The following is a 15,209-nucleotide window of genomic DNA, read 5'->3' as shown; positions in this document are numbered from 1 at the left end:
TTTCAATATTTTTAATTGCTCTCAATATGAAAGTCCTTTCCAAATCCCTGTAGGGTGCATTTTTTGTATTTTCTAGTGTTTCCTGGGATTGTAAAACGTTGTTAAATCAACGTTTTCTATTTTTTGTTTCGCCGATTTCACGGAACATTTACGGAACACGGAACATTTTTGGAACATGGAATAGATACGAAATAAATACTTTTAAAATCAATATTTTATAATGTGGGAAGTTTTGATTTTTAAATTATTTTTAAATTACTTGAGTAAATGGGTGTCTAAAGAAAAGTCTAAAGAGATTTTTGATAACAATATTAAGAAAAGAAAATAACACCCCTATGGTTAAGATGAAAAAATGCACCTTGCTTTTTGAAGTGAGGTGTTTTTTATTTTTGAACTTAGAGGTTGAGAAGTATCAGAATCCAATGCGACATCTCATAGGAGATGTGCCAGAAATATAGGAGACCCGACAGTCCTGCTTATTTTGGCATCTAGTTTTTACTAGATGCTTTTTTATGCAAAAAAGCACTTAACAAGTGTTAAGTACTTGGATGAAATTTAGTATTAAAATACACGAGCTATGTGTTTGATTCGTACGTTATCCCCTTTATATTCTTCAATGCCTAAATGGTCTAATATAGCTATGTACAAATCATGAAAAGTCATTTTTGCAAAAGTCTCAAATCCATAATCGTCTTTTAGTATAGATAATTTCTCAGCTTTTTCTTCTGGAGTTAAATCACTTTTTAAAACTGTAGCTATTAATTTACATTTTTCAATCATTGATAGTTTTTTCATTGTTCCTTATCTCCTTCCTTTTTAAAATTAGAGTTATATTCTTAATTCATTAATCTTTATCTCTAATCATCCCAACTCTATTTTCTGGAAGATAACAAAAATGATGTTTAAGATATAATTTATCAGCCGGGATTTTAGCTACTAAAGTAATAAAACTACTCTCATGTGTATTTTCATCAAACCATTGATCAATGATTCCCATAATTTTATTAGCAATTCCACGTCTCTGAAACTTTTTATCCACCATAATATCAGACACGACAAAGGTAATTCCTCCATCACCTACGACTCTTCCTAGTCCAATAAGTTCATTATCCTCATATACAGAAACAGCGAAAAGTGTCCCCTCAAGTGCCTTTTTAACTTCAGAATTTGGTTTAGTACTATTCATCCCTGAGTTAACTCTCAATTTGTTATAAGCTTCAACACTTGGTGCTTTATGAATAAATTCCATACTAGTAATTCCTCCAATCTCTTCTATACTCTAATTATATCACTTAAAGGCAATCTTTGTATTCTATAAAGGATATTCTATACAAACTTACTTTAGGTTATGTACTATTTTGTATGTATTACTATCGAAAAATTCTTTTAACTGATTTGGTAAAATTACAAAAAAAAGACGCATAAAGCGTCTTAAGAAAATTGAAAAATTCCAATTATTCTATCACGAATTTAGTATAATTGAAATTATATCAAAGAAAGAAATAAAACGCAAATAGAAAATAAACACCCACGAAGTCGTCTTTTACCTTTAGACTGATAGATAAAAAATCTTCCTTAACACCTCTAAACCCAAAATTCATCCATAACTTCTTCCACATTAAATAACTTCAGCGTGCCATTTGCTTTTTCTTTTTCATATTCAGCAATTGTGTTTAACTCATGCTCTAATTCAATCTTTTCCAATAATGCTCGCTTAAATAAAGTGGACAAATCTACTCCTGTAAAGTCAGCATAATTTTGGAAGAGATGTTCCTCTTCTTCACTTAGATATATTGATACTATCATCCTGTCTATTCCTCACTTTCGCAGAATCTATCGTTTCCACCCCTATCTTTTAATCTTACAACCCATCTACACTTTCACGATACTCAATATGCAACTCGTCCTTATACTCTTCACAGATTGTTTGATAATCGTATTCAGATAAACTTGCGATAAATAAGTCATAGTCTAAATCTAACTGATCTTCTTCATAGCTTTCTTTCCAAATTTCAAATTCTCTTTCAAATGGTAATGTGCTCTTCCATTCATCTTCTTCTGAGAAGCAATGTTCTGAAATAAAATGTGCTAATGCTTTATAAGAATCAAAACAATAATAATCTTTCACCATTGGTAGTGCTACTTCTAATGATTCATTTCCTTGTTTTACTTGATTACGATGTACATATAATTGACTCATATTAAATCCCTCTTTTTCTTATATTATCTTACACTTCAAACTATATACGAAATACTTCTTTTCAGCAATTAAAATCCCTTATTCTGCTTATCGAGTCTATCTTAAACAAAAAAACTCAACGAACTCCAATCCAATGGAACTTGTTGAGTTTCAATTTTACAATGATTCATCTTCTATCGGTAATAAAATTTCAAATATGCTTCCTTTTCCTAGTTCGCTTTCTACTGAAACTTCTCCTCCTAATCGATGCACAATGGATTGAACAATCGCAAGTCCTAATCCATTGCCTTCTTGAACATGCGACTGCTCCGATTGGTAAAATTGTTCAAAGATATGTCTTTGTGCCTCAGGAGAGAGTCCGATTCCCTTATCTTCTATCTGAATCTTAACCTGTTTATTTTCTTCAAAAATCGTAATGATTAATTCGACCGTATCTCCAGAATATTTAATTGCATTATCAATTAAATTTGTCCAAACTTGCATCATCAAGTCTGCATCCGTTTGACAACAGACAGGCTTGCTTGAAAAAGTTAGGTGAATGTCTTTCTCTTTCCATTTTTCTGTCATCAAAATAACTGCATGTCGAATTTGTTCATCCAATTGTACTCTTGTTTTCTGCGGCGAAAAGTCCTTTTCCATTTTGGTAAGTGTTACAATATCATCACATAAACGGCTCAATCGCATACTTTCCGATTGTAAAATATGCGTTAAGTCCCTTCTTGTAGCTTCATCCAATTTTTCATCCGCTAATAAATCACTAACGCCTACTAATGCTGCAATGGGAGTTTTTAATTCATGAGAGAAATTCGCTATAAAATCCGCACGGTGTTGACTACTCTTCTTTAAATCTTCAGCCATCTGATTGATATTTTGAGCTAATTGGTCAATTTCATTATGATATTTTGCAGTATCTTTTGGATATTTTCTACGATGGATTTTATGATTATAATTCCCCTTAGAAATTGCTTTAACTGATTCATTCAAATCAGAAATAGGTCGTGTTAAGTGAACAGAACCTTGCCACATCACTAAGCTTCCAATAACAATAATCGTTCCACTAAAAATCAATAACCAAATTGTTAAACTTGTTTCAATTTTTAAAAGATTTTTTAGGGAAAATATAACTGCTACTCCAATCAAACTTATCGCTATCAATATCGTAAAAAATAATCGGACAAAATATTTTCGAAGTGAAAATTGAATTTCTTTTTGTTTATCCATGTTTCATTTTTCCTTTATAGCCTAATCCTCTAACGGTTACAATATCAAAATCTTCATTCTCTTTAAGTTTTTGACGAAGTCTTTTAATACAAGCATCGACTAAACGTTCATCATAATCTTCTTCCATTCCCCATATATCATCTAACAAATCTAATCGTGTAAAGATTTTTTCTGGATAACTTAATAATTTATATAACAAGAAAAATTCTTTTGGGGGAATTTGTACTTGTTCTCCTGTTGTTAAATCCGTCATTGTTAAGGCATTGTAATCTAATCGAGTGTGAGTAAAAGTCAGCACTTTTTCTGCTTCAAGTTGAGATCTTCTCAGTAATGCTTTCACTCTTAAAACGAGTTCTTCTAATCGTAGAGGCTTCACCATATAATCATCCACCCCTAATTTAAAAGCTGCTTCTAGCGATTCTAATTGAGATTTTGCTGTTATCATTAAAATAGGCAATGTATGCTTCGTTTCTCGCAATGTTTGAACGAATTTATATCCATCCATTTCAGGCATCATAATATCTGAAATAACTAAATCAATCTGCTGTTTTTCCATCAAATTTAAAGCTTCTCGTCCATTTTGAACGGTATGAACTGAGTAATTTTCTTGCTTTAATTTTGTTGAAATCATTGTTTTAATCGCAAAATCATCTTCACAAACTAATATACTAAACATAGTTCCTCCTTATTAGGAACATTATAGCATATTTCTTACAGGCGAACTAAACTTCCTTTTTTTAATTCGTAGACAGTGTCCACATATTCTAATACAGAACGGTCATGAGTGACCATAATAGCACTCTTTTGTTTTTCTTTTACTTCTCTTTGAATTAATTGTGCAATTTCCTGTGCTTTTTCTGGGTCTAAACTAGCCGTTGGTTCATCTGCTAAAATTAATTGCGGATTTCCGATAAATGCTCGTGCAATGGCAACTCTTTGTTTTTGCCCACCAGAAATTTGATTAGGGTATAAATGATAACAGCCCTCTACCCCTAATTCTTTTAATAATGTTTGAATTTCTTCTTTACGTTTAGCAGCATCTTTTTGTCCTTTTAATTTAGAAACTACTTCTAATTGATCCCCTACTGTCATATAAGACAATAATTGATGATCTTGGAAAATAAATCCTAATAATTCTAAACGTTTTTTAGTCCATTCACTTTGCGTTACATTCGTTAAATTTTGATCTGCTATACGGATTTCTCCTGAATCAGAAGATAATAATAATCCAGCAATTGATAAAAGCGTTGATTTTCCTGAACCTGAAGGCCCTACAATCGCAACAAATTCCCCTTTATTCACTGTTAAATTTAAATCATGAAGAATTTCTCTTTTTTGCATTCCATCCATAAATGATTTTGTAATATTTTTTAATTCAATAACTGACATTTTATTCACCCTTTCCACCAATGACTTCAATTGGGTCTACTTGCTTAATTTTTAAGATGGATAATGTTCCACATAATATAGAAATCATAATAAAACTTAATGCAATTGTTACATTTCCTTGTAATGTCATATAAAAAGGCATTGAACTTGGCAGAACAAAAACTAAACCTAAAGCACACCCTAACCCAATACTGACTCCGATAATAGATAAAATACTAATTTGAGATAATTGAATCATGGCAATTTGTTTCATAGACATTCCAATTGCTTTTAACACCCCAAATTGTTGTAATTTTTGTAGTGTTAAAATATAAAAGAATACTCCTAAAACTGCTGAGGATGCTACTAATAATACCCATGTAATCATTGTTAGAGTTAGATTTGTCGCAGTATAGCCTGGAATTTTTTTAATTAATTCTTTTGAATTGTAGACAACCAATTGACTTGATAAATCTTCTGAATTGATTGTTTGATTCGTTACAATTGTTTGTGGTTTCCAAGTGTAATTTGGATCAATTTTTGTGCGCATCGCTTCATATGTTTCTGTTGTTACAAACGCAATCGAACTATGACCATATTTAGCATTTTTTGCAAAAGCTACTACTGTTAAATTCTCTTTTGAAGTTTTATCTTGAATCGTATCTCCTACTGCAATTCCTTTTTCTTTATAAGATTCATCTAATACGACTTCTTGATTGCCTAATTTTTCTAATGAATAATCCATCGTTTCTACTTTACTTGATACTAAATTTAATTGATCAATTGCAAAAAATGTTACATCTTGATTATTATCTTCATCTTCTTTAGAAAGAGATGAACGTTGAATAACTAACCCAAAAGAGTCTTCTAATTTTAACGCTTCAATTTCTGTTAAATTTTGACTTGTCAAATTAGAAAAAGGGATAACCCCTTGCGAATCTTTCGAAAGAATATAATGTACTTCTCCAAAATTTTCAATTTGTGCGGTAATAATTCTTCCTAAACCATTTGATAATCCAGATAAAAAGATTACCATAAACATCATTATGACAATTAGTACCTCGATTAAAATAAATTTTTTCGGTTGATATTTAATTTCATTCCATGCAATTTTCATATAAATTTCTCCTTTATTTTTAATGATGTTTCTACTATAAAAGAGAAATATGACCTGAATATGACATTGGAGAAATTTAGACAAAAAAATACGGAATAAGAATTTTACTTTCTTATCCCGTTATTTTCATCTATACTTTTAAATCCCAAAACTAATTCTGAGACCTTCATTCACTTTTTCCATAAAGGCATCATCAACTTCTGTTATTTTTTCAATTAATCGTACTTTATCAATGGTACGAACTTGTTCTAATAACACAGTAGATTCCTTACTAAATTGAAATTGATCTTTTTGAATTTCAATATGGGTTGGTAAATTGGCTTTTTCATGTTTTGCCGTAATGGCAGCGACAATTACCGTCGTACTAAAATGATTCCCAACATCATTTTGAACAATTAGAACGGGACGTTTTCCTCCCTGTTCACTTCCTACTACAGGAGATAAGTCCGCTAAATATACTTCTCCTCTTTTTACCATTTATCTTTCTCCTAATCATCATTTATAACTTCTTGGCACACGATCACTAATTAAACAAAGTGATTCATATGAAATTGTGTGGCTTCTATGAGACAATTCTTCTGCAGTAATACACTGATTGCCATTTTTTCCTAATAGAGTTACCTTTGTTCCTACTGGCATTTTATAAGGAAGACGAATCATACATTGATCCATACAAACTCGACCAACAATCGGACATCTTACACCTGAAACAATGACTTCACCTGGAGCATATGCACGAAGATAGCCATCAGCATATCCTACTGGTAATGTAGCAATCCATTCATCCTCACTACAAGTATAGGTAGCACCATAACTAATTGTGTCCCCTGCATGTAGTTGTTTTACATAAACAATCTCCGCTTCCCAAGTTAATGCTTCTTCTAATGGTAATGTATCAGGAAGTCTTAACCCTCCATTAGAAGGATTTAATCCATACAAACCAATCCCCCATCGAATGACATTTGTTGTTAATCCTTCATGCCAAATAGCTGCAGCTGAATTTGAACAATGAACATAAGTTGGACATTGTTCTAAAGCTTCCACACATTCGTTGAAAGCTATCAATTGGTGTTCAAACTGACTCGTATCTGCTTCATCAGCAGTCGCAAAATGAGTAAAGATACCTTCAAAAATAAATTGCGCATCATATTCTCTTAGAAATTGTTCTATCTCTTGAACTTGATCTGGTGTTCGAACTCCAATTCTTCCCATCCCTGTATCAATCGCCAAATGTACAATCAGTTGCTTTCCATCTGGAATTAGAGTCTGAGCTTTTTCTAACCAATCTAAAGAACTCACTGTAGTAGATATACGATAGTCACAGAGGATTGGTACATCTTCTAATCGGCTAATTCCTAATATCAGAATCGGTTCTTGGAAACCTTCTTGTCTTAATTGAATCGCTTCATCTAATAATGCGACACAAAATCCCGCAACTCCTTCTTCATGAGCCGCTTTAGCCACTTCTATCATTCCATGCCCATAAGCATTTGCCTTTACTACGGCAAAAATAGCTGTATTGGGATAATGATCTTTAACAGCTTTAATATTTTGTTTAATTGCATTTAAATGAACGATTACACGTGTATTCCTATGAATTGCAGGAACCATATCTTCACTTTCCTTCTTCTATATTTTGGGAGTCTCTTCTAATATAACGACAGCATACGCATCATTGTTTGTATGCGTGATACTGATATGTTTTTGATAATGGTGCGGAGCAGTTAATACTGGTTGTCCAGTCTCAGCATTTAGAATTTCAATCTCTTGAAAAGACACAGCTTTCCCTATTCCAGTACCTAATGCTTTAGAGTACGCTTCTTTTGCTGCGAATCTTCCAGCTAAGTATTCAACTTTTCTTTTCATTCCTAAAGTTTCGTACACAGAAAATTCCTTTGGAGTTAATACTCGTTGAATGAATGATGAATCTTGTACTACAATTTTTTCTATTCTTGATAATTCAATAGCATCCATTCCGACACCAATAATCGCCATTTCAATTCTCCCTTTAAAAACATAATGTATCTCTTATTGTATCAAATGAAATCGCATTTGTCAGAATTTTTTACTAATCTTTAGTAATTTTCTCCACTAAAAAAGACGACCGAAGTCGTCTTCTTATTCATTATTTTTGACGGATTGTAAATCCTTTGTCAGATTTCTTTTTATGATTTCTACGACGAGAATCTTTACTCTTATATCCACGAGTATATTCTTCATCTAACCCACGACCACGGCGGTCTTCTTTACGTTTGAAGCTTCCTTTACCATTACGGCCTCGGTTATCTTTACGATCACTGCGATTGTAATTTCCACGGCTATTGCCACGTTTACGGCTTGGTAATGGACGCTCTGGAGTGATTTTAACAGGAATTTCTGTTGGGTCTTTAATCATTCCACTTACTAATAATGCTGCTAATTCTTCTGCTTCATATTCATCTAATAAATAAGAAATAGCTTCTTTAAAACGACGTGTGTCTACTGACTTCATCTTTTCATCAATTTGCTCAATAGCAGATTTCATTTGTCCTTCTATTGCTTCCATTTGAGTTGGTGGACGTAATGCCGTCATTCTCTTACGAGTTAAATCTTCAATTACTCGTAAATAATCCATTTCATTTGGTGTTACAAAAGTAACTGACATCCCTTCTTGACCCGCACGTCCTGTACGTCCAATACGGTGAACATAACTTTCTGGATCTTGTGGAATATCATAGTTATAAACATGCGTTACACCTGAAATATCTAATCCACGTGCTGCTACGTCTGTTGCTACTAAAATATCTAAATGATTATTTTTGAAATCACGTAAAACGCTCATACGTTTTTGTTGACTTAAATCACCATGAATTCCTTCTGCACGAAAACCACGCATTTCAAGTCCACGTGCTAATTCATCCACACGACGTTTTGTACGGCCGAATACAATCGTTAATTCTGGTGTTTGAACATCTAATAAACGAGTCATAATGTCAAATTTTTCAAAATCTTTACATTTTACAAAATATTGATCAATTAATGTCGCTGTCATTTCACTTGATTTAATACGAACATGTTCAGGTTCTTTCATAAACTGAACTCCAATTCGTTTAATATCATCTGGCATCGTGGCAGAGAATAATAACGTTTGGCGGCTTTCTGGGACTAATTTAATAATCGATTCAATATCTTCTAAAAATCCCATGTTTAACATTTCATCTGCTTCATCTAATACTAATGTTTCAATATTGTCTAAGCGAAGTGTTTTTCTAGAAATGTGGTCTAATAAACGTCCAGGTGTTCCTACTACGATATGTGGTTGATCTTTTAATTGGCGAATTTGACGACCAATGTCTGCCCCACCATAAACTGCTTGTACATGAATTTTTTTATCTTTTCCTAAGCGATATAATTCTTCTTGCGTTTGAATCGCTAACTCACGTGTTGGAGCAATGACTAATCCTTGTACTTTACGATTACGAAGATTAATTTTTTGAAGCATTGGTAATCCAAAAGAAGCTGTTTTCCCTGTACCTGTTTGCGCTTGACCAATCACATCTTTACCTGCTAAAGCTAATGGAATTGTTTGTGATTGGATTGGTGTTGCTTCCTCAAATCCCATTTTTTCAATTGATTCTAATAAGGCTGAATCTAAGCCTAATTCATTAAATTTCATATTTTCCTCCTTGTACTGCTGAAGAGAAGCACACGAGGTATCTTAACCTTCACAATAAAAGTCTGGAACATCTTGAGCTCCAGACTTCTGAACATTACGAGATTATACAATATTACTTGTTCAATCTTCATGATATATATCATTACATTTGTGTAAACTTCTCAACTCTCCAAGTACTATAGCATGTTCAAAGCTAGATTGCAAAGAAAAGCCCTTTGATTTCACAAATGAAATAACGAACAAATAGAAATTATGCTTCTTTTAATGCCTCTACAACTGCTAATAATCCAGTACCATTACTAGATTTCACTAACACTTGGTCATTTAATTGTAAATCTTCTTTTAATAATTGAATCAATGCAGCTTTATCACTTTCAACATAATGTAAGTGAGATACTTCAAAACGAGATTTTAATGCTTCATATAAAGCACTCATTTCTTCCCCATATAAATACACTTCTTGAATTTTCTCTGGGAATATTACTTCAGAAATACTAGCATGTAATGCTTTCGATTGTTCTCCTAATTCACGAATATCTCCTAATACGACAATTTTACGTCCATTAGTAGCTACTGATGTAAAGGATTGAATCACAGATTTCATTGCAATTGGACTTGCATTATAAGCATCATTTAAAATTTTAGAACCACGAATGCCATCTACCCATTGCGTACGATTTTTTGTTAATTCAAACTGTTGAATTGCTTCAATGGCTTGTTCTAATGGCACACCACATTCTAAGCCTACTTGAAGGGCAGCTAGCGCATTATTGACATTGTAAGCTCCTAATACAGGGAGTTGAACAGAATGTTTGGAAGGTTTCACTAAATCAAAAATAGTATGGTCTTCAAATAATTGAATATTTTCAGCCTGAATCACACTGCTACTACCTTCTCCGAACGGTAACACCTTAAAGTGTTTTTCTGCCTGCTTTTCTTCTAGTTGTTGTTCTAATAAAGGTTCGTTTGCTGGGAAAATGATACTTCCTTTTTCACGCAATCCTTTTAAGATTTCTAATTTAGCCTTTGCAATTCCTGCGCGACTTCCTAAATTTTCCATATGGGATTCACCAATTAGAGTAATGACTGCTATAGAAGGTTTTGCTAGTTTGCTTAAAAATTCAATTTCACCAAAATCACTCATGCCCATTTCTAATACTAATTGTTCTGTATCTTCTGGCATATCTAAAATCGTTTGAGGTAATCCAATATCATTATTAAAATTTCCTTGCGTTTTATAGACACGATAACGACTAGCAAGTACTGCAGCTGTCATATCTTTTGTCGTTGTTTTCCCAGAACTTCCTGTAATACCAATAACATTTGGTTGAACTTTTTCTAAATACCATTTTGCTAACTCTTGGAAAGCTTCTAGTGGATCATCCACCCAAATCACACAAATTCCTTCTGGTGGAGTTTGGTCTGGTCTTCCCCAAAATACAGCTTTTGCGCCTTTTTCTATCGCTTGTTCAATGTAATCATGTCCATCTGTTTGTCCTTTTAATGGAATAAATAAACTATTTTGAGATAATTTTCTAGTATCAAATGAAACTGACTCAATACTATCAAAACGATAATCTGTTTGATAATCAATTGCTTTAACAGCTTTTACAATTTGTGCAACTGTTCCGATTGCCATGTTTTTACTTCCTCTCTCACAAAAAGCGCCTCTGTGAGGCGCCTTTCTTATCCATTTTGTCGATCTTTATAACGTTTTAAAGCTAATTGAATTAATTCTTCAACTAAATCTTTGTATGAAATTCCTGTCTTCTCCCAAAGAAGTGGATACATACTAAATTGAGTAAATCCAGGTAAAGTATTAACTTCATTAATATAAATATCATTTGTTTCTGTTAAGAAGAAATCACATCTTGTTAACCCACTACCATCAATGGCACGGAATGCTTTTGCAGAATATTCTCTTACTTTTGCAGATACTTCATCAGAAATTTGCGCTGGAATTTCTAATGTAACGGTATTGTTAATATATTTTTCATTGTAGTCATAAAAACCACTTGTCTTAACAATTTCACCTACAACAGAAGTATTCGCTTCATCATTTCCTAAAACCGCACATTCAATTTCTCTTGCTTCAATCCCTTGCTCTACTACAATTCTACGATCATATTTCAGTGCCTCAACAATGGCAGTTGTTAATTCTTCACGATTTTCCGCTTTTGAAATTCCTACACTTGACCCCATATTAGCTGGTTTAACAAATACTGGGTAAATTAATGTTCCTTCAATTTTATTATAAATACTTTCAGGATTTTGTTTCCATTGTGTTTTATTAAACGGTACATATGGTAATTGTGGTAATCCTGCTTGTTGGAATAATTGTTTGCTTGTAATTTTATCCATTCCACAAGCGCTTGCTAATACGCCACATCCAACATAAGGAACATCCATCATTTCAAACAATCCTTGAATGGTTCCATCTTCCCCATTAGGTCCATGTAATACTGGGAAAACCACACATTCCTCTTCTTTTAAATCATAAGGAGTTACAAGTACACCTGTCGAAACTTCTCCTTCACTCGTTGCAAAGTGAGCTTCTTTACTTGTTTCTAATCTTAATGCTTCAGAAAAAGCTACAGGCCCTGTTAATGGTTCACCTTTAAGCCATTCTCCTTTTTGATTAATATAGACTGGTTGAACTTCATAATAATCAAAATAGATTTCTTTAATAATTGAAAAAGCCGTTAAAATTGAAATATCATGTTCAGCACTTTTGCCTCCATAAACGACTATAATTTTCATAAACAATCCTCCAACTAGAACTATCTTATCTAGATACTTCTTTCATAGTTCATACACTAGTATATCAAATGCACTATCAACTGACAAGGTACTCACATTTTGCTAAAATATTTTGGATATATAAAAAGAGCCAAGCGAACTTGACTCTTTAACAGATTTACGATTATTAATTGGCTGGTCGGTGTATCCAGCATCTCAGGTACCTTAATAAGGTGCGGCAGGAACCCTTTCTGCCCTCAATTAATAATATTTGTTATCTTTATTTTACGGCTTATAATTTTTATTGTCAACTTTTTTCAGTCTCCCGCTAAATAATCGGGATTGCAATTTATAATCCGATATTGTATACATACTAGGTATATAATAAAAATCCTTAGAACCATAAATTTTTAATGCTACTAAAACATTATCCTCAAAAATCTTTACATACTCTATACTCTCAGACTTTTCGTTAGGATTCATCCCTACATAATCTGGATTATTTATAATTTCTTCTACCTTATCAAAATATTTTAAAACATCTATATGGTTTCTTTTAATTAAATGTTTTTCAAGATTAGTTTTTGAATACTTAATATTCTGGACTTCACTAGCTATACCTAATAGTTCTTTAATATACCTCTCAACTTTCATAATCTAATCCTCCCACGTAAATTGTAGCCAAACTTGTTAACTATTGTAGGAAGTATTATAGAAATTATCACAATAGTATAAATAAATGGAATCCATCTTATGTAAGTAATAAATTTTAAGTATTTTACTTTGACTTGTTTGATACAACTTTAACCTTTTAAATCTAAGAAATTGAGGATTTCTAATTAAATATCTCTTCCTTAAAAATACCCCTCTTCCTTTAAAGAACAATAAGTATGATCTCCCACAATAAAATGATCTAACAATTCAATGCCCATCATCTCTCCACATTCCGATAATCGTCTTGTAAAATCAATATCCGCTTGAGACGGAGTAACATTTCCACTTGGATGATTATGCCCGATAATGATTCTTGCTGCAGAGAAACGAACGGCTTCTCTAAAAATTTCTCTTGGATGAACGACTGCTTGATTCAGTCCTCCTCGAAAAATAATTTTTTTCTTAATCACTTCATTTTTCGAATTTAAAAATAATGCAATTAAATGTTCTTGATACATATCTTTTAATTCTTCCATAATACATTCTCCCGCTTTTTGCGAGCTTGTAATATGTCCTAATTTTGTTTGCTTCGCTGTTCCTAATCGAATTCCCAACTCCATTGCTGCTTTTAATTCAATAGCTTTTGTTCGTCCAATTCCATGAATCGCCATTAATTCTTCCACTGTTGCCATTTTCAATGTAAATAAATCTTCAAACGTATTTAACACTACTTTCGCTAATTGCAATACATTTAATTCTCTGGAACCAGTCCGAAGCAAAATCGCTAATAATTCATAAGTTTCTAAACTTTTTGCTCCTAATTTTTCTAATCGTTCTCTTGGCATTGATTCTAATGGTAATTCTAATAATTGTTGATCCATTTCCATTTTATTTCCCCCTTTTGCAATCGTTCTTTCAACTTATATATATGCAAAAAAGGCTAAAAAATATTTATTTTATAAAAATTTTTCTCATGAAAGAAATAAAATAAAGAGAACCTGTAATCCACAGTATTTCTTGGTCTGACGTTTTGTTGATATATTTTTCGATAAATTGTTGAGCATCCTCTACAAATTCAATCTCACTATGAGGGTAGTCCGTTTTTTCAATTGCCCCTACATAATCAAAAGTCGTTAATACTACTCGAGCTTCAGGTAATTCTTTTCGTAAATAATCGACCATTTCTTTATAGTGTTTTCTCTTTAAAGCTGAAAATAAAATCGTATGTTGAACTCCAGCTTCTCCGTATTGTTTTACCGTTTCAACAAATTGTTTTAATGCATGAACATTATGAGCTCCATCTAGTATTATTTTAGGGCTTTGATATACAACTTCCATTCTCCCAGGCCACGTGACCGTTTGAAAACTTTTTTTAACGGCAGATAGATTAATTGGAAGTTGAAATTTCTCCTCAAATCGTAAAAAGCACTCTAACGCTACTGCAGCATTTTCTAATTGATACTTCCCTTTTAAATTCAGATAAGAAATGTGAATTTGAACATCTGAATTATTAAATACTAGTCCCTCTTCATACGGTTCGATTTTAAACTCTCGTTCAAACTGATGTAAGTCACAGTTATAAGCTTCTCCTACTATTTCTGCGACTTTCAAGGCTTCTATCGGTAAATTTCCCAATACAACTGCTTGATTTTGTTTAAAAATTCCCGTTTTTTGGATCGCAATTTGTTCAAGCGTATTTCCTAACATTTCTTCATGATCCAAACCAACCGATGTAATCACACTCATCGTTGAATGGACAATATTAGTTGTATCTAATAATCCACCAATACCTACTTCTAATAAAGCAACTTCTACTTTTTTTCTAGAAAAATAGACTAAAGCCATAGCCGTCATGATTTCAAAGAAACTTAACGGTTCATACTCATCTATCAATTGTGCTTCTGCTTGTTGAACGAGCTCTCCAACTATTTCAAAGTCTTCTTCGGACATTACGTTGCCATTGATTAAAAAACGATCCGTATAATCAATTAAATGAGGGGAAACAAATGCTCCTACCTTTTGTCCATGATGAACAAATAAGGACGATAACATCGCAATCGTAGAACCTTTTCCATTCGTTCCTGTCACATGAATAATCGGATAATCATCTTGCGGATTTCCTAGAAGCGACATTACTACCTTCATTCTTTCTAATCCGTATTTTCGTTTATATTTCATTCGATCTAATATCCACTCTCTAACTGTTTGCATGAACTCCCCTTCTTTCATTTTCATCATACAAATTCCCACTTCAA

Annotated in this window: 17 protein-coding genes; all 17 read right to left on the bottom strand. The window is 32.7% G+C overall.

What is annotated here, in order from left to right:
* Positions 1 to 561: 561 nt before the first annotated feature.
* Positions 562 to 795, bottom strand: coding sequence for a hypothetical protein (locus RWO76_RS05955; protein WP_314354751.1), 234 nt, complete (start codon positions 793 to 795; stop codon positions 562 to 564).
* 49 nt (positions 796 to 844) lie between these two features.
* Positions 845 to 1,249 (bottom strand): GNAT family N-acetyltransferase, encoded by a 405-nt coding sequence (locus tag RWO76_RS05950; protein WP_314354750.1) that lies wholly within the window; start codon positions 1,247 to 1,249, stop codon positions 845 to 847.
* 335 nt (positions 1,250 to 1,584) lie between these two features.
* Positions 1,585 to 1,806, bottom strand: coding sequence for a type II toxin-antitoxin system RelB family antitoxin (gene relB / locus RWO76_RS05945; RefSeq protein WP_314354749.1), 222 nt, complete (start codon positions 1,804 to 1,806; stop codon positions 1,585 to 1,587).
* 55 nt (positions 1,807 to 1,861) lie between these two features.
* A complete protein-coding gene (locus RWO76_RS05940) occupies positions 1,862 to 2,200 on the bottom strand; it encodes a hypothetical protein (RefSeq protein WP_314354748.1) in 339 nt (112 codons plus the stop codon).
* Positions 2,201 to 2,356: 156 nt separating this feature from the next.
* Entirely contained in the window at positions 2,357 to 3,421 is a 1,065-nt protein-coding gene (locus tag RWO76_RS05935; RefSeq protein ID WP_314354747.1) for a HAMP domain-containing sensor histidine kinase, read from the bottom strand.
* Positions 3,414 to 4,097: a response regulator transcription factor gene (locus tag RWO76_RS05930; protein WP_314354746.1), complete on the bottom strand. Its 684-nt coding sequence runs from the start codon at positions 4,095 to 4,097 to the stop codon at positions 3,414 to 3,416. The genes RWO76_RS05935 and RWO76_RS05930 overlap by 8 nt, the downstream gene beginning before the upstream one ends.
* 35 nt (positions 4,098 to 4,132) lie before the next feature.
* The gene (locus RWO76_RS05925; protein WP_314354745.1) at positions 4,133 to 4,810 is read right to left on the bottom strand and encodes an ABC transporter ATP-binding protein; all 678 of its coding nucleotides are present in this window, start codon (positions 4,808 to 4,810) and stop codon (positions 4,133 to 4,135) included.
* Position 4,811: 1 nt separating this feature from the next.
* On the bottom strand, positions 4,812 to 5,906 hold the full coding sequence (locus RWO76_RS05920) for an ABC transporter permease (RefSeq protein WP_314354744.1): 1,095 nt from the start codon (positions 5,904 to 5,906) through the stop codon (positions 4,812 to 4,814).
* A 138-nt stretch (positions 5,907 to 6,044) separates the two neighbouring features.
* A complete protein-coding gene (locus tag RWO76_RS05915; RefSeq protein ID WP_314110408.1) occupies positions 6,045 to 6,383 on the bottom strand; it encodes a type II toxin-antitoxin system PemK/MazF family toxin in 339 nt (112 codons plus the stop codon).
* A gap of 18 nt (positions 6,384 to 6,401) precedes the next feature.
* Complete coding sequence (alr, locus tag RWO76_RS05910; RefSeq protein WP_314354743.1) at positions 6,402 to 7,517, bottom strand: alanine racemase; 1,116 nt, start codon at positions 7,515 to 7,517, stop codon at positions 6,402 to 6,404.
* A gap of 18 nt (positions 7,518 to 7,535) precedes the next feature.
* Positions 7,536 to 7,901 (bottom strand): holo-ACP synthase, encoded by a 366-nt coding sequence (gene acpS, locus RWO76_RS05905; RefSeq protein WP_314354742.1) that lies wholly within the window; start codon positions 7,899 to 7,901, stop codon positions 7,536 to 7,538.
* A 130-nt stretch (positions 7,902 to 8,031) separates the two neighbouring features.
* The gene (locus RWO76_RS05900; protein ID WP_314354741.1) at positions 8,032 to 9,561 is read right to left on the bottom strand and encodes a DEAD/DEAH box helicase; all 1,530 of its coding nucleotides are present in this window, start codon (positions 9,559 to 9,561) and stop codon (positions 8,032 to 8,034) included.
* Between the two features lie 250 nt (positions 9,562 to 9,811).
* Positions 9,812 to 11,200: a UDP-N-acetylmuramoyl-tripeptide--D-alanyl-D-alanine ligase gene (gene murF / locus RWO76_RS05895; RefSeq protein ID WP_314354740.1), complete on the bottom strand. Its 1,389-nt coding sequence runs from the start codon at positions 11,198 to 11,200 to the stop codon at positions 9,812 to 9,814.
* Positions 11,201 to 11,247: 47 nt separating this feature from the next.
* Positions 11,248 to 12,321: a D-alanine--D-alanine ligase gene (locus RWO76_RS05890; RefSeq protein ID WP_314354739.1), complete on the bottom strand. Its 1,074-nt coding sequence runs from the start codon at positions 12,319 to 12,321 to the stop codon at positions 11,248 to 11,250.
* Between the two features lie 264 nt (positions 12,322 to 12,585).
* Positions 12,586 to 12,954 (bottom strand): PBECR2 nuclease fold domain-containing protein, encoded by a 369-nt coding sequence (locus RWO76_RS05885; protein WP_314354738.1) that lies wholly within the window; start codon positions 12,952 to 12,954, stop codon positions 12,586 to 12,588.
* A 200-nt stretch (positions 12,955 to 13,154) separates the two neighbouring features.
* Entirely contained in the window at positions 13,155 to 13,841 is a 687-nt protein-coding gene (radC, locus tag RWO76_RS05880) for a DNA repair protein RadC (RefSeq protein WP_314354737.1), read from the bottom strand.
* Positions 13,842 to 13,905: 64 nt separating this feature from the next.
* Complete coding sequence (locus tag RWO76_RS05875) at positions 13,906 to 15,192, bottom strand: folylpolyglutamate synthase/dihydrofolate synthase family protein (RefSeq protein ID WP_314354736.1); 1,287 nt, start codon at positions 15,190 to 15,192, stop codon at positions 13,906 to 13,908.
* Positions 15,193 to 15,209: the final 17 nt, after the last annotated feature.

The sequence above is a fragment of the uncultured Granulicatella sp. genome (assembly GCF_963521425.1).
GTDB lineage: Bacteria > Bacillota > Bacilli > Lactobacillales > Aerococcaceae > Granulicatella.
The sequence above is the reverse complement of the archived record's forward strand: the minus strand, read 5'-3'. Positions and strand labels throughout refer to the sequence as shown.

What these genes read in the sequence shown, in the direction of transcription:
- RWO76_RS05900 (WP_314354741.1), bottom strand. Translation starts at nt 9,561, where the DNA reads ATGAAATTTAATGAATTAGGCTTAGATTCAGCCTTATTAGAATCAATT.
- RWO76_RS05925 (WP_314354745.1), bottom strand. Translation starts at nt 4,810, where the DNA reads ATGTCAGTTATTGAATTAAAAAATATTACAAAATCATTTATGGATGGA.
- relB (WP_314354749.1), bottom strand. Translation starts at nt 1,806, where the DNA reads ATGATAGTATCAATATATCTAAGTGAAGAAGAGGAACATCTCTTCCAA.
- alr (WP_314354743.1), bottom strand. Translation starts at nt 7,517, where the DNA reads ATGGTTCCTGCAATTCATAGGAATACACGTGTAATCGTTCATTTAAAT.
- RWO76_RS05950 (WP_314354750.1), bottom strand. Translation starts at nt 1,249, where the DNA reads ATGGAATTTATTCATAAAGCACCAAGTGTTGAAGCTTATAACAAATTG.
- RWO76_RS05955 (WP_314354751.1), bottom strand. Translation starts at nt 795, where the DNA reads ATGAAAAAACTATCAATGATTGAAAAATGTAAATTAATAGCTACAGTT.
- RWO76_RS05940 (WP_314354748.1), bottom strand. Translation starts at nt 2,200, where the DNA reads ATGAGTCAATTATATGTACATCGTAATCAAGTAAAACAAGGAAATGAA.
- murF (WP_314354740.1), bottom strand. Translation starts at nt 11,200, where the DNA reads ATGGCAATCGGAACAGTTGCACAAATTGTAAAAGCTGTTAAAGCAATT.
- RWO76_RS05930 (WP_314354746.1), bottom strand. Translation starts at nt 4,097, where the DNA reads ATGTTTAGTATATTAGTTTGTGAAGATGATTTTGCGATTAAAACAATG.
- RWO76_RS05935 (WP_314354747.1), bottom strand. Translation starts at nt 3,421, where the DNA reads ATGGATAAACAAAAAGAAATTCAATTTTCACTTCGAAAATATTTTGTC.
- RWO76_RS05920 (WP_314354744.1), bottom strand. Translation starts at nt 5,906, where the DNA reads ATGAAAATTGCATGGAATGAAATTAAATATCAACCGAAAAAATTTATT.
- RWO76_RS05875 (WP_314354736.1), bottom strand. Translation starts at nt 15,192, where the DNA reads ATGATGAAAATGAAAGAAGGGGAGTTCATGCAAACAGTTAGAGAGTGG.
- RWO76_RS05885 (WP_314354738.1), bottom strand. Translation starts at nt 12,954, where the DNA reads ATGAAAGTTGAGAGGTATATTAAAGAACTATTAGGTATAGCTAGTGAA.
- RWO76_RS05915 (WP_314110408.1), bottom strand. Translation starts at nt 6,383, where the DNA reads ATGGTAAAAAGAGGAGAAGTATATTTAGCGGACTTATCTCCTGTAGTA.
- RWO76_RS05890 (WP_314354739.1), bottom strand. Translation starts at nt 12,321, where the DNA reads ATGAAAATTATAGTCGTTTATGGAGGCAAAAGTGCTGAACATGATATT.
- radC (WP_314354737.1), bottom strand. Translation starts at nt 13,841, where the DNA reads ATGGAAATGGATCAACAATTATTAGAATTACCATTAGAATCAATGCCA.
- acpS (WP_314354742.1), bottom strand. Translation starts at nt 7,901, where the DNA reads ATGGCGATTATTGGTGTCGGAATGGATGCTATTGAATTATCAAGAATA.